Origin of the sequence: Aliidiomarina sanyensis (genome assembly GCF_003987175.1) — a bacterium.
In the GTDB taxonomy this organism is placed as follows: domain Bacteria; phylum Pseudomonadota; class Gammaproteobacteria; order Enterobacterales; family Alteromonadaceae; genus Aliidiomarina; species Aliidiomarina sanyensis.
Window position 1 is genome coordinate 95,096 of the sequence record NZ_PIPM01000008.1, and the last position, 13,282, is coordinate 108,377.

The window sequence follows — 13,282 nt, forward strand, 5'->3', positions numbered from 1 at the left end:
CTAGCATTCTCCTGTAACGGTTGCAGTCACCACGTGGACCGCATCGCGGGTCGCTCCCACATCGTGAACACGAAGGATGGAGGCCCCTTTTAACATAGCGATGGTTGCGGCTGCGATACTCGCAGGCAAACGCTCATTCACGGGTTTGCCCGTGACATGTCCCAGCATACTCTTTCTTGAAACGCCAACTAGCAATGGTTTTTCAAAATCATGAAATGCTTCGAGCTTTCGCAACAGCTCGTAATTGTGCCCCATGCTCTTGCCAAAACCAAATCCTGGATCAAGGAGAATCGCATCGTGGGAAATGCCCACGGAGCGACAGGCCTCAATACGCGTCGTAAAAAACGCGCGAATATCCGTGATCACATCGTCGTATTGCGGATTGTCTTGCATCGTTCGGGGCAGGCCTTGCATGTGCATTAAACAAACCGCAGAGCCAAATGCCGCGTACATCTCTGCGGCGGCAGTCAATGCGCCGGGCTCTTGCAAAGCACGCACATCATTAATCATCTTTGCCCCCGCTTGAACGGCGGCACGCATCACGGCAGCTTTACTCGTATCGATCGACACCTTTACCGGCAATGTAGCCGAAATTCGCTCAATCACCGGAATCACGCGATCCAGCTCTTCCTGCTCACTCACCGCTGCAGCACCCGGGCGCGTTGATTCACCGCCCACATCAATCCAGTCGGCGCCCTCTTGGCACATGCGGTCCGCCTGCTGAACCGCAGCGTCCAGTGCGACAAACCGCCCACCATCCGAAAACGAGTCGGGCGTGACGTTCAAAATCCCCATAACTTGAGCCGGTTTATATGCTCTGCTCATTGTTTTTCTCCCGAATGCGTGCGGTCGAAACCATCGTTATCTGATCATCACGAAGAAAAATGCCCCGCAAGCGGGGCATTCTTAACCAAGGACATCCGCCTATTTCGCTGGAGAGCTATCCGGCTCTTCATCGATGTCGAGGCGATCATCGTCGACAGCTTTCGGTTTTTTTACATCATCTGTTTTCGATGCGCTGCCAGATTTTGGCTTACCGTCATTATCGTGCCAGCTCGTTGGCTCTCGCACCTCACGACGTGCCATCAAATCATCGATTTGTCCGGCATCGAGGGTTTCGTACTTCATCAACGCATCTTTCATTGAATGCAAGATATCGACATTTTCTTCGAGAATCTTGTACGCACGTTCATAGTTGCGATCAATCAACTGACGAACTTCCGCATCAATTGCGCGAAGTGTTTCGTCGGACATGGTCTTGTTCTGCGCAACAGAGCGGCCCAAGAACACTTGCCCTTCTTCTTCTGCGTACAACAGCGGTCCCATCTTCGACGATAAGCCCCACTGGGTTACCATTTTCCGTGCAATCGATGTTGCCCGTTCGATGTCGTTTGAAGCGCCGGTCGTAACGTGGTCATCGCCATAAATCAGCTGCTCCGCAATCCGTCCACCATAGAGACTCGAGAGCATACTCTCAAGATGCTGTTTACTGTGACTCACCCGATCTTGTTCAGGCAAATACATCGTCACACCGAGTGCCCGTCCTCGCGGAATAATCGAGACCTTGTAGACTGGATCGTGGTCAGGAACCAGACGGCCGACGATTGCATGCCCTGCTTCATGATAAGCAGTCATTGCTTTCTCGTCTTCGGTCATCACCATCGACTTGCGCTCAGAGCCCATCAGAATTTTATCTTTCGCCTTCTCGAACTCAGCCATTGATACCATACGACGATTTTCGCGTGCGGCGAACAATGCGGCTTCATTCACGAGGTTTGCCAAGTCAGCGCCAGAGAAACCAGGCGTGCCGCGAGCGATCAGCGCAGGCTCCACATCGTCAGCAATTGGCACCTTGCGCATGTGCACTTTGAGAATTTGTTCACGTCCACGAACGTCCGGTAAACCCACAGTCACCTGACGGTCAAAACGTCCGGGCCGCAGCAGCGCTGGATCCAGTACATCTGGACGGTTTGTCGCAGCGATGACAATGATGCCTTCGTTCCCTTCAAATCCGTCCATTTCGACCAGCATTTGGTTTAACGTTTGCTCGCGCTCGTCATGTCCGCCGCCAAGGCCTGCGCCCCGCTGACGACCCACAGCATCGATCTCATCAATAAAGATAATGCAAGGTGCCGCTTTCTTCGCCTGCTCAAACATGTCGCGCACACGGGATGCACCAACACCAACAAACATCTCGACGAAATCAGAACCTGAAATCGTGAAGAATGGAACTTTCGCCTCACCCGCGACCGCTTTCGCAAGTAATGTTTTACCTGTACCCGGTGGTCCAACCATGAGAACCCCTTTCGGAATCCGGCCACCGAGGCGTTGGAATTTCGTCGGATCGCGCAAGAAATCAACTAACTCCGCGACCTCTTCTTTAGCTTCTTCACAGCCTGCCACGTCCGCGAGCGTCGTTTTGACTTGGTCTTCGCTCATTAAGCGCGCCTTGCTCTTGCCAAAAGTCATCGCGCCGCGACCACCGCCACCTTGCATTTGTCGCATGAAGAAAATCCACACGGCAATCAGCAGCAGCATCGGGAACCAGGAGATAAAGATCGTCCCGAGAAGACTACGCGACTCAGGCTCCAAATAGCGGACTTGGACATTCCCCTGGCTCAGCAGCTCGTTCAAGAGCTCTGGATCTTGCGCAGGTTTAACCGTGCGAAACTGTTCGCCGCTTCGACGGACACCTTCAATGGTCCGCTGGGATTCGTTAATCGTTACCTCACGAATGTCACCACGATTTACATCGCGTACAAACTCAGAGTACGAATAGACCCGTTGCTCACTACTTCCCGGGTTGATGCCTTGAGCCACACTAAACAGTACGACTGCGATCACCAACCAAAGAATGAGATTTTTTGCCATGTCGCTCAACGTTGTTACCTCTCAACATGTAGGCAGGAAATCCTGCGATCGCTATCCTTTCAGGGTACTACAATTTGTAACCTGTCGCTACCAGATAGACTTCTCGAGAGCGCGCTCGCGAGGAGTCAGGCTTCCTTACTTTTACGCTCGAAAATGCATTTCGGACGTCTTTTAGAAATTGATCCGAACCTTCTCCCTGAAATACTTTGACGACAAAAGCGCCGCCAGGTTTCAAAACTTCATGACACATTTCGAGTGCAAGCTCGACTAAGTACATGGAGCGTGGTTGGTCCACTGCATCGGTTCCACTGAAGTTTGGTGCCATATCGGAGAGCAAAACATCCACTGTTTTGCCACCAATCCGTTGCTTGAGTGCATCAAGAACCGCCTCTTCGCGAAAATCCCCTTGCAAGAAATCGACGCCCGCGATCGGATCCATCTCAAGAATATCGCAGGCAATGACCTCGCCCTCTCCGTTCTGCAAATCGGCAACTAATTGTGACCAACCTCCAGGCGCAGCACCCAAATCAACCACGGTTTGTCCCGGACGTAAAATCCGATCCCGTTTCTGAATTTCTTCCAATTTGAAGACCGCTCGAGACCGCAGTCCCTGTTTCTGCGCTTTTTGCACATAGTGGTCGTCAAAGTGTTCCTTAAGCCAGCGTGAGCTGCTTGCTGAACGTTTCTTCTTGGTCATGAATCCTCGACTAATCGCTTTCTATACTGGCTCGAATCTATAGATGGCGTTAGAATACAGGAAATTCAAGTGATTCGCTCGTATAGCCAAGACGATTTTACCGATTACGGCGTTCACCCCCTTGGTTCAACCGGAATTCGGAAAATAGACATGCAACTATCCAACAAACAAAAACAGTTTTTGAAAGGCTTGGCCCACCCGCTGAAGCCCGTCGTTCTCCTTGGAGCAAATGGGCTCACCGAAGGCGTAATCGCTGAGATCGACAGTGCACTTGAGCACCATGAGTTGATTAAAGTCAAAGTTCCCGAAGAGGAGCGTGAGATGCGTGTGGCGATCAATGAGGCGATTCTCCGTGAAACCGCTGCGTTACACGTTCAAACGATCGGCAAAACGTTAATTCTATATCGTCCGGCGCGAGAGCCGAAGATTCGCCTGCCAAAGGGCTAAACAACATGAAAAAAACGCGCTGAACAGCGCGTTTTTTGTTGGAAGCCCGCCACCAATTACGCCATGCCTTCATCGTCTGCAAGTACGGTAGCCAGCCCATGGATTGCCCGTTCTCGCTCACTTGCGTCATGCACCGCCGTGTACACTGCATACAAATAATTTAAGTTACGTTCGTTCACAAGTGCGCCGCGTTCCTGCAGTACATGCGTGAGGTGCTCAACAATCGACGGGATATCACTGAGCTTTTCGGCAATTCCCGACGGGCCCGCAGCCAGAATCTTGTCATAGTCAATGGTTGGCCGGCGAAACGCGACGTCCGGGGCAAAAAACCAATCAAGCGATACGCGATGCTCGACCAATGCAGGCACAACCGATTTGTATGGAATGGTGCCGCGCACCTTCCAATTGTTCATACTCGATTTGCTCACCCCAAGCCAACGCCCTAAGTCAGCATCTTGCGACTTGCCTGAAGCTTGCGCTGCCCGTTGGAGAACATCAGCCAGTGTAAGAGAGAATTTCTTGCTATTTGCCATGTGCTATGTTTTTATCTCGATTCCTCAAATGAGCACTTTTGAGTTCACATTTGAGTTCAATTTGAGTTGGTTTTGACTTGATATAAGATGACAAAAATGGACAAAAATCAATTAAAAAAGGAACTCGCCCTGCGCGGATACGATTTTAGTATGCTCGCAGAGGCGCTCGACAGAAGTCCGTCACTTATATCAAAAGTGGCCTCACGCCAGGCAACATCGCGGTTTGTAGCAGACGCTTTTGCAAAAATTATTGGAAAACCCGTCGCTGAGGTTTTCCCCGACGTACCCGAGTATCAAAAGCCGGCAAAAACTACATCTGAGCAGCGACTGCAGAAAAAAGATGAGCTTAAAAAGCTGCTCGATTGATCTGTTTTAACAGCGCTTCAAAAACAAAAAAACCGGCACAAGCCGGTTTTTTTGTATGGAACCTATCAGACGTTAGATGTATTCCACCTGAACAACTTCGTACTCAACCTCACCACTGGGTGTTGCAACAACAGCCACGTCATCCACCATCTTACCAATCAGCGCACGGGAAATGGGCGAGTTGACCGAGATTAAATTCTTCTTAATATCCGCCTCGTCGTCACCGACGATACGATAGGTCACCTCTTCCTCAGTCTTGGTATTATAAACTGTCACTGTGGCGCCAAAAATAACCTTTCCTTCATTGGTTAGTTTTGTGACATCAATGACTTGCGCATTCGCAAGCTTGGCTTCAATCTCTTGGATACGTCCTTCACAGAAGCTTTGCTGCTCTCGTGCAGCGTGGTACTCAGCATTTTCTTTCAGATCACCATGTTCGCGCGCATCGGCTATTGCTTCGATGATGCGCGGTCGTTCTTCTGTCTTCAAACGCTTCAACTCGGCGCGGAGTGCATCCGCACCCGCGACCGTCATTGGAATATTTGTCATTGGTTTAAAATCCTCTTATGCAGTTCCTGCACTGAGCTGACGCGAGCACGATCATTGACCGTGTGTGCCTTCACAGCTGCAAACCCTGCATTAAGTGTGGTGGTATAACTCACGTTATTCAAGAGAGCCTCGCGACGAATGTAAACCGAGTCCTCAATGGCTTGCCGACCTTCCACCGTATTAATGATGTAGCTGTACTCTCCATTTTTCACAGCATCCACAATATTGGGACGCCCTTCTTGGAGCTTATTGACTACGCTACATTGAATCCCTTGCTCCTGTAAAGCCTTTGCAGTTCCACGAGTTGCTTCAACCGTGAAGCCGAGAGCTGTCAATCCGCGAGCCAAGTCAATCACACGTTTTTTATCACCCTCACGGACCGACAATAAAGCCTTTCCTTTTGCGGGAAGCGCTTGACCGGCACCTAGGTTGGCTTTGGCATAAGCCTCTTCAAAGCTTTCCCCTACGCCCATCACTTCACCCGTCGAGCGCATTTCCGGTCCACGAATGGGATCAACACCTTGGAACTTCGCGAATGGAACGACCACCTCTTTCACTGAGAAATAGGGTGGAATGATCTCCTGCAAGCAATTCTGCTGCTTCAATGACTGTCCAGCCATAACACGTGCAGCGATTTTCGCGAGCTGCAAACCGGTTGCTTTGGAGACAAAAGGCACAGTCCGAGCAGCACGTGGATTCACTTCAATCAAATAGATTTCGTTGTTTTGAATTGCAAACTGGGTATTCATGAGCCCGCGAACATTCAACTCAAATGCGAGTTTTGCCACTTGATCGCGCAACTCCGCTTGAATCATATCGCTCAATGAATAAGGTGGAAGCGAACAAGCTGAGTCACCGGAGTGAACGCCCGCTTGCTCGATGTGCTGCATAATACCGCCAATTAGAACATTCTCACCATCACAGATCGCATCAATATCCACTTCAATCGCATTATCAAGGAAACGATCCAGCAAGACGGGTGCCGAGTTCGAGACTTTTACAGCCTCATTCAAATAGCGGCGCAAATCAGCCTCGTCGTAAACAATCTCCATGGCTCGACCACCGAGCACGTAGGAAGGACGCACAACCAAGGGGAAACCAATCCGCTGAGATTCTGTCATTGCTTGCTCAATGGTGGTGACGGTCGCGTTCTCGGGTTGCTTCAAGCCAAGGCGTGTGACAGCCGTCTGGAACCGCTCCCGATCTTCGGCGCGGTCAATCGCATCCGGTGAAGTTCCAATCACCGGAACACCATTTGCTTCGAGCGCACGTGCCAATTTTAATGGAGTCTGTCCTCCGTACTGAACGATCACGCCTTTCGGCTTCTCAATCCGCACGATCTCAAGCACATCTTCCAATGTGATCGGTTCAAAATACAACCGGTCCGACGTGTCATAATCGGTGGAAACAGTTTCGGGGTTGCAATTCACCATGATGGTTTCATAACCATCTTCGCGCATCGCAAGCGCCGCGTGCACGCAACAATAATCGAACTCGATGCCTTGACCGATCCGGTTGGGGCCGCCGCCAATAACCATGATTTTTTCACGGTCTGAAGGACGCGCCTCACACTCCTCATCGTACGTGGAATACATATAGGCCGTTTCTGAAGCGAACTCAGCCGCACAGGTATCGACGCGCTTGTATACTGGAAAAATCTTAAATTCTTCACGACGCTTGCGAATTTCACTTTCGTTTACATCTAATACATGCGCCAAGCGTTCATCAGAGAACCCCTTACGCTTCAGATAGCGCAAACTATCCGCATCGAGACCGGCAAGACCGTTCTGGGCAACTTCTTGCTCCAGGGTGACAATTTCTTCGAGCTGGATAAGGAACCAACGATCGATCTTGGTTAATTCAAACACCTCATCCACACTCATCCCCAAACGGAACGCATCACCGATGAACCAAATACGTTCAGCTCCAGGTTCCTTGAGTTCACGGATAATACGAGTACGGGCTTCCTCGGGCTCATTTAAGTCCACCACCGAATCGAGCCCCGTCATTCCGAGCTCAAGTCCACGTAGTGCTTTTTGCATCGATTCTTGCTGATTACGCCCAATCGCCATCACTTCACCGACAGATTTCATCTGAGTTGTCAGCCGATCATTCGCACCTGCGAATTTCTCAAAGTTGAAGCGTGGGATCTTCGTAACAACATAGTCAATCGCTGGCTCAAACGAGGCTGGCGTGACGCCACCTGTGATGTCGTTGCTCAGTTCATCGAGGGTGTATCCTACGGCAAGCTTAGCCGCTACTTTGGCGATTGGAAATCCGGTTGCCTTTGATGCCAACGCGGAAGAACGGCTCACCCGGGGGTTCATCTCAATAATGACCATGCGACCCGTATCAGGACAAATACCAAACTGTACGTTTGAACCACCGGTTTCGACACCAATTTCACGCAACACCGCCATCGAGGCGTTCCGCATGATTTGATACTCTTTATCCGTCAGTGTTTGTGCGGGAGCCACCGTGATGGAATCGCCGGTATGGACGCCCATCGGGTCAAAATTCTCAATTGCACAGACAATGATGCAGTTATCATTTTTGTCCCGCACCACTTCCATTTCGTACTCTTTCCAGCCAATCAATGACTCGTCGATCAAAAGTTCATTGGTCCGAGACAAGGCCAAACCACGACGACAAATTTCTTCAAACTCATCGCGGTTATACGCAATGCCACCACCGCTTCCGCCCATGGTAAATGAGGGACGGATAATGCACGGAAACCCAATACGCTCAAGAACGTCAAAGGCCTCATCCATACTGTGGGCTATTTCGGCACGCGGTGTTTCGAGTCCAATCGCTTTCATTGCTTTATCAAAGCGATCACGGTCCTCCGCTTTATCAATCGCATCGGCCGTTGCACCGATCATTTCAACATTGTACTTCTCGAGAATCCCCCGTGAATCGAGCTCAAGAGCACAATTCAATGCGGTTTGACCACCCATGGTCGGGAGGATCGCATCGGGACGCTCGCGCTCAATGATCTTCTCTACAACTTCCCAGTGGATCGGCTCAATGTATGTCGCATCGGCCATCTCGGGATCCGTCATGATGGTCGCGGGATTCGAATTCACAAGAATCACGCGATACCCTTCCTCACGCAACGCTTTACATGCTTGCGCACCGGAATAGTCGAATTCACAGGCCTGGCCGATTACGATCGGGCCGGCACCGATAATCAAGATACTTTTGATGTCTGTACGTTTTGGCATGGTGACGACACGTCCTTTAATTCTGAGCCGAGTGAGTTTCCATTAGTTCGATAAAATGATCGAACAATGGTGCTGCATCATGCGGGCCGGGGCTCGCTTCAGGATGCCCTTGGAAACTAAATGCGGGCAATGACGTGTGATGAATTCCTTGCAACGAACCATCAAACAATGATTTGTGCGTCGCTCTCAAGTGGCTTGGGAGACTGCTCTCCTCGACCGCAAACCCGTGATTTTGACTGGTAATCATCACCACATTTGAATCCAAGTCTTGCACCGGATGGTTTGCACCGTGATGACCGAATTTCATTTTAGCCGTTTTCGCGCCAGCAGCGAGAGCAAGCAGCTGATGACCAAGACAGATCCCAAAAATGGGAAGCTTTTTCTCAAGGAAGACTTGAATCGCTTGAATTGCATAGTCACAGGGTGCAGGGTCGCCCGGTCCGTTTGATAAAAACACACCATCGGGATTGAGCGCCAACACCTCTTCTGCAGAAGTTTGGGCGGGAACGACGGTGACTTTACACGCACGGTCCACGAGCATCCGGAGGATGTTTTGCTTAACCCCAAAATCGTAGGCAACCACGTGGAAACGTGTCCCTTCTTTCACGGTATGCCCTGCTCCGAGCACCCAGGAACCTTCACGCCACGGATAGGTTGACTGACAGGTTGCGACTTTCGCGAGATCCATTCCTGCGAGTCCCGGAAACTCTTGTGCTGCCGCGAGGGCTTGCGCCACAGGCGCTTCTGAATCGGCAGAATACGTCATGATACAACCATTCTGGGCGCCCGTTTCGCGCAAGCGATTGGTTAATCGACGCGTGTCGATATCAGCAATTCCGAGAATATTTTGGCTTTTCAGAAAGTCACTTAACGATTGGGTGGAGCGGAAATTACTGGCTAACGGGGAGAGATCACGAATCACGAGGCCTTTTGCCCAGATTTTGGAAGACTCGCTGTCCTCCGGATTTGTTCCGTAATTGCCAATGTGGGGATAAGTGAGAGTAACGATCTGTTCTGCGTAAGAGGGGTCTGTCAAAATTTCCTGGTAACCGGTCATTGCTGTATTAAAAACAACTTCACCAACGGCTTGGCCTTCTGCACCGATTGCGATGCCGTGAAAAACAGTGCCGTCAGCGAGGACCAGGACCGCTCTGGTTGCGGTTTTTCTCGCCGAAATACTCAAGGGTACCTCCGAACATAAAAAAACGGGCAAGTGATTGGCTACTTCCCCGCTTTACACCGAATCATGCACAGCTCTCTTCAGAGGCTGCACCTGTGCTTGCCGGCGTTCGGCAAATTGGCGATATATTACAGAAAATCGGACTATGCGTCCAGACCAAGGGCATCCTTCATCGTATAAAATCCTGCAGTTTTTTGTTCGGCAAGCCAACACGCAGCTCGCACAGCCCCCTCCGCAAAGGTGCTGCGTTTCGCGACCCGATGGGTCAATTCCAATCGCTCGCCACCGACCATCAAATATACTGTGTGCTCACCTACGATATCCCCCCCGCGTAAGGTAGCGAAGCCGATACTTCCTTGCTCATAGCGATGCTCCGGCGCATTTCGGTTCATTTCCGCAACATCCGCAAGACGCTGGCCACGCCCTCGTGCAGCGGCCTCTCCCAATAGCAATGCGGTTCCCGATGGTGCATCGAGCTTACGGGTGTGGTGGGCTTCGAGAATCTCGATATCAGCCGTCCTTCCGAGAACACGGGCCGCCTTCTCGGTCAGGGCGCTCAAGAGATTGATTCCAACACTCGTGTTCGCTGCATAGAGTAATGGAATATGCCGAGCAAGCTCGGTCATTTGTTGCTGCTGTAACGCGCTTAATCCTGTGACACACAGGACAACAGGCCGCCCAGCGGCACGATAGTCTTTAAAGCGCTCCTCAAGCCCATCTGTAAGTCCAAAATCGATAATCACATCGGCCTGAGACCATGCTTCAGTCGATGCGCTGACAAGAATTTTATTTTCCTTACCATTAGCGAGAATACCGCTGTCTTGCGCAAGATGGCGTGAATCTGCGTGTGTCCATGCAAATGAAAGCGCTGCCGAATCGTGTGCCTGTAGCAGCGTTACCACTTCCTTGCCCATCCGACCGGTCGCACCGACCAGTCCGACTTTTATTTTTGTCGTCATACGTTTCTCATTTCTATTGGTTGCGGCGTCGCGCTGTGGTCTTCGAACTCACCGCGCATTCCGGCTGCCAGTTTCTCTTGATCCACCATCCCTTCCGATTGTGCGACCACTAAAGAAACAGTCATATCACCAGTCACGTTAGTTGCTGTTCGCATCATATCAATAATTCGGTCGACTGCAGCAATAAATGCAATCCCTTCCAGCGGCAGTCCAACTGCGGAGAGCGTTACCGTCAACATAACCATGGCCGAGCCGGGTACCCCTGCGGTTCCAATTGAGGCCAACGTCGCAGTCATCATAATGATTGCATACTCTGTCACGCCAAGCGGGATGCCATACAGGTGTGCAATAAAAATTGCCGCGATTGCGGGATAAATTCCGCCACATCCATCCATATTGATCGTAGCACCCAGCGGGAGTGAGAAACTTGCATATTCCTTGTGAACACCCAAGCGCTCAGTCGTCGTCTTTAACGTCGACGGCAAGGTTCCAAAACTGCTTGATGTGGAATAGGCAATCAGCTGAGTCGGGAAAATTGCTCGAAAAAATTGCCAAGGACGTACTTTAGCCCCCAACCGAACCAAACCGCCATAGACGAAGATAATGTGAATCAAGCAAGCCACATAAATCGCCGCAATAAACTTTCCAAGTGGGAGTAGCATTTCAAGACCATGGGTTCCAACAACCCAGGCCATCAAACCAAACACACCGATTGGCGTTAACTCGAGTACATAGCGAGTGATTTGATACATGACTTCCGCTCCAGCTTGGAAAAAGTCACGTACGGGCGCGGCTTTCTCTTTCAAGGCGTTCAGTGCCAATGCGAGCACCACAGAGAACGTGATGATCTGCAACACGTTCCCCTCGACCAAGGCGGCGAACGGATTGGTTGGAATCACCGAAAGGAGAACCTGCGAAACCGGAGGGATATCTCGCTCGCGGACCTCGCCCGCTGTGAGTTCAACCGCTGGTGCAAGATCCCATAGGGTGGCAACCGTTAAGCCAATAGCACTGGCAATAAATGCTGTCACTAAAAACAGGCCCACGGTCTTGCCCGCTAACACACCTAATCTCGACTGGGTCTGCATACTGGTGATGCTCGAGACGATCGCGAACAAAATCAGTGGCGCAACTAACATTTGAATGGCGCGGATAAACAACTGCCCTAATGGCTGCATTGCAACGGCCACATCAGCCGCAACAACGCCTAATAAACCACCAAGAATGAAGGCACCGAGGACTCGTTGCCAAAATGGAATGCGGAACCAAGCTTGAAACATGTACAACCCTTTTTGTATTTGGCGTCAGCAGCTTCCCTGTGGACGTTCGCCGCACACAAAAAAACCGCCACTTTGTCATAGTTCAACAAAGTAACGGTTTTCCTTCAAGAATGGTTCGTTCTGACTTAGAACGAAACGCACTAGATGGCGTTAACTACCTGAGGGCCGGTCAAGTTTTGCCGGCCGTGGGCAGTTAGCCGGCCCATGACTCGCTAAGCGCGCTTCATACAGTGGCATTACTTCAGGTAATTGTCGCGTTAAGGCGCGGATCCGCGTTTGTGGTGAGGGATGCGTCGAGAGTAACTCTGGGGGTGAACTGCCCGCATCTCGGGACATATTCTCCCACAGCTTTGGTGCTTCACGAGGATCGAAGCCTGCTCGAGCCATCAGGTCCATTCCGATTTCATCCGCCTCAGATTCATGGGTTCGGCTGTAGGGCAGCATCACACCGATCTGCGCACCAAGGCCTAAGCCCGCCATAATCATGGCCCGTTGTTGAGGGGTCCGGTCTGAAAACGCAATATCCGCACCTATCAAAGCTCCGGAAATCAACAGATTCGTTGAGAGACGCTCACTGCTATGGTCCGCAATGACGTGGCCTACTTCATGCCCCATGACGGCAGCAAGCTGGTGCTCATTTTCTGCAACCCGCATAATTCCCGTGTAAAACCCCATGTAGCCACCGGGCAAGGCGAATGCATTCACGGTATCCGATTCAAATACCGCCACCTCCCATTCACGCCCTTGAAATTGCTCCGGTAAGACGGCCACGATCGCATCAGCAAGACATTGCGCATAAGCATTAAGCTCACGATCATCGGAAACACGCTCTTGCTGCTTTATTTCCGCAAACGATTGCGCGCCAAGACTATTCAATGCACTCCCAGAAAACAGATTCAACTGAGAACGTCCCGTCGGGGATGTTGTACAGGCCACGATTAAACTCGCGACCACTGCCGCCAACGTAAATTTAAGAAGTCGCTTCATAGATACTCCATCCGTTTGATATCGCACTAAAGTATAGACCGAAGTTGCAAAAATGCGTTCATCCTGAATTCAGATAATAACCGCAACACTCATGTAATGGGATAGGTCGAAAGGAGGTCAGCTACCGACATGTGGTAGTCTTACTTTTCGACCAAAAAAAGTGAGTTCCAACATGAGTTATCGGCAGCT

General features: G+C 50.9%; 12 protein-coding genes. 2 read left to right on the plus strand and 10 right to left on the minus strand.

The window, feature by feature from the left end; all coding sequences use genetic code 11:
• From folP to rlmE, 3 genes are all read right to left on the minus strand, one after another.
• Positions 1-825, minus strand: a complete 825-nt coding sequence (folP, locus tag CWE11_RS08680; RefSeq protein ID WP_126777224.1) for a dihydropteroate synthase — start codon at positions 823-825, stop codon at positions 1-3.
• A 99-nt stretch (positions 826-924) separates the two neighbouring features.
• The gene (gene ftsH, locus CWE11_RS08685; RefSeq protein ID WP_126777225.1) at positions 925-2,880 is read right to left on the minus strand and encodes an ATP-dependent zinc metalloprotease FtsH; all 1,956 of its coding nucleotides are present in this window, start codon (positions 2,878-2,880) and stop codon (positions 925-927) included.
• Positions 2,881-2,938: 58 nt separating this feature from the next.
• Entirely contained in the window at positions 2,939-3,568 is a 630-nt protein-coding gene (gene rlmE / locus CWE11_RS08690; RefSeq protein WP_126777226.1) for a 23S rRNA (uridine(2552)-2'-O)-methyltransferase RlmE, read from the minus strand.
• Positions 3,569-3,718: 150 nt separating this feature from the next.
• Between rlmE and yhbY the strand changes: the two genes are divergently transcribed.
• Positions 3,719-4,015: a ribosome assembly RNA-binding protein YhbY gene (gene yhbY / locus CWE11_RS08695; RefSeq protein ID WP_126777241.1), complete on the plus strand. Its 297-nt coding sequence runs from the start codon at positions 3,719-3,721 to the stop codon at positions 4,013-4,015.
• A gap of 56 nt (positions 4,016-4,071) precedes the next feature.
• Here yhbY and CWE11_RS08700 read toward each other — a convergent pair whose 3' ends face one another.
• Entirely contained in the window at positions 4,072-4,548 is a 477-nt protein-coding gene (locus tag CWE11_RS08700) for a helix-turn-helix domain-containing protein (RefSeq protein WP_126777227.1), read from the minus strand.
• Positions 4,549-4,644: 96 nt separating this feature from the next.
• Here CWE11_RS08700 and CWE11_RS08705 point away from each other — a divergent pair, with 96 nt between their 5' ends.
• On the plus strand, positions 4,645-4,914 hold the full coding sequence (locus tag CWE11_RS08705; RefSeq protein ID WP_206750185.1) for an XRE family transcriptional regulator: 270 nt from the start codon (positions 4,645-4,647) through the stop codon (positions 4,912-4,914).
• 72 nt (positions 4,915-4,986) lie between these two features.
• Here the strand turns inward: CWE11_RS08705 and greA are convergent, their stop codons facing one another.
• The 6 genes from greA to CWE11_RS08735 all read right to left on the minus strand — a co-directional run bounded on the left by greA (position 4,987) and on the right by CWE11_RS08735 (position 13,093).
• Positions 4,987-5,463: a transcription elongation factor GreA gene (gene greA, locus CWE11_RS08710; protein ID WP_126777229.1), complete on the minus strand. Its 477-nt coding sequence runs from the start codon at positions 5,461-5,463 to the stop codon at positions 4,987-4,989.
• Complete coding sequence (carB, locus tag CWE11_RS08715; protein ID WP_126777230.1) at positions 5,460-8,687, minus strand: carbamoyl-phosphate synthase large subunit; 3,228 nt, start codon at positions 8,685-8,687, stop codon at positions 5,460-5,462. The genes greA and carB overlap by 4 nt, the downstream gene beginning before the upstream one ends.
• A gap of 16 nt (positions 8,688-8,703) precedes the next feature.
• Positions 8,704-9,870 carry a glutamine-hydrolyzing carbamoyl-phosphate synthase small subunit gene (carA, locus tag CWE11_RS08720; RefSeq protein WP_126777231.1) on the minus strand — a complete coding sequence of 389 codons (1,167 nt, stop codon included), beginning with the start codon at positions 9,868-9,870 and terminating at the stop codon, positions 8,704-8,706.
• A 140-nt stretch (positions 9,871-10,010) separates the two neighbouring features.
• Entirely contained in the window at positions 10,011-10,826 is an 816-nt protein-coding gene (gene dapB / locus CWE11_RS08725; RefSeq protein ID WP_126777232.1) for a 4-hydroxy-tetrahydrodipicolinate reductase, read from the minus strand.
• Positions 10,823-12,106 (minus strand): dicarboxylate/amino acid:cation symporter, encoded by a 1,284-nt coding sequence (locus CWE11_RS08730; protein ID WP_126777233.1) that lies wholly within the window; start codon positions 12,104-12,106, stop codon positions 10,823-10,825. The genes dapB and CWE11_RS08730 overlap by 4 nt, the downstream gene beginning before the upstream one ends.
• A 150-nt stretch (positions 12,107-12,256) precedes the next feature.
• Positions 12,257-13,093: a M48 family metallopeptidase gene (locus CWE11_RS08735; RefSeq protein ID WP_126777234.1), complete on the minus strand. Its 837-nt coding sequence runs from the start codon at positions 13,091-13,093 to the stop codon at positions 12,257-12,259.
• Positions 13,094-13,282 lie beyond the last annotated feature (189 nt).

What these genes read in the sequence shown, in the direction of transcription:
- folP (WP_126777224.1), bottom strand. Translation starts at nt 825, where the DNA reads ATGAGCAGAGCATATAAACCGGCTCAAGTTATGGGGATTTTGAACGTC.
- rlmE (WP_126777226.1), bottom strand. Translation starts at nt 3,568, where the DNA reads ATGACCAAGAAGAAACGTTCAGCAAGCAGCTCACGCTGGCTTAAGGAA.
- yhbY (WP_126777241.1), top strand. Translation starts at nt 3,719, where the DNA reads ATGCAACTATCCAACAAACAAAAACAGTTTTTGAAAGGCTTGGCCCAC.
- CWE11_RS08700 (WP_126777227.1), bottom strand. Translation starts at nt 4,548, where the DNA reads ATGGCAAATAGCAAGAAATTCTCTCTTACACTGGCTGATGTTCTCCAA.
- CWE11_RS08705 (WP_206750185.1), top strand. Translation starts at nt 4,645, where the DNA reads ATGGACAAAAATCAATTAAAAAAGGAACTCGCCCTGCGCGGATACGAT.
- greA (WP_126777229.1), bottom strand. Translation starts at nt 5,463, where the DNA reads ATGACAAATATTCCAATGACGGTCGCGGGTGCGGATGCACTCCGCGCC.
- carB (WP_126777230.1), bottom strand. Translation starts at nt 8,687, where the DNA reads ATGCCAAAACGTACAGACATCAAAAGTATCTTGATTATCGGTGCCGGC.
- dapB (WP_126777232.1), bottom strand. Translation starts at nt 10,826, where the DNA reads ATGACGACAAAAATAAAAGTCGGACTGGTCGGTGCGACCGGTCGGATG.
- CWE11_RS08730 (WP_126777233.1), bottom strand. Translation starts at nt 12,106, where the DNA reads ATGTTTCAAGCTTGGTTCCGCATTCCATTTTGGCAACGAGTCCTCGGT.
- CWE11_RS08735 (WP_126777234.1), bottom strand. Translation starts at nt 13,093, where the DNA reads ATGAAGCGACTTCTTAAATTTACGTTGGCGGCAGTGGTCGCGAGTTTA.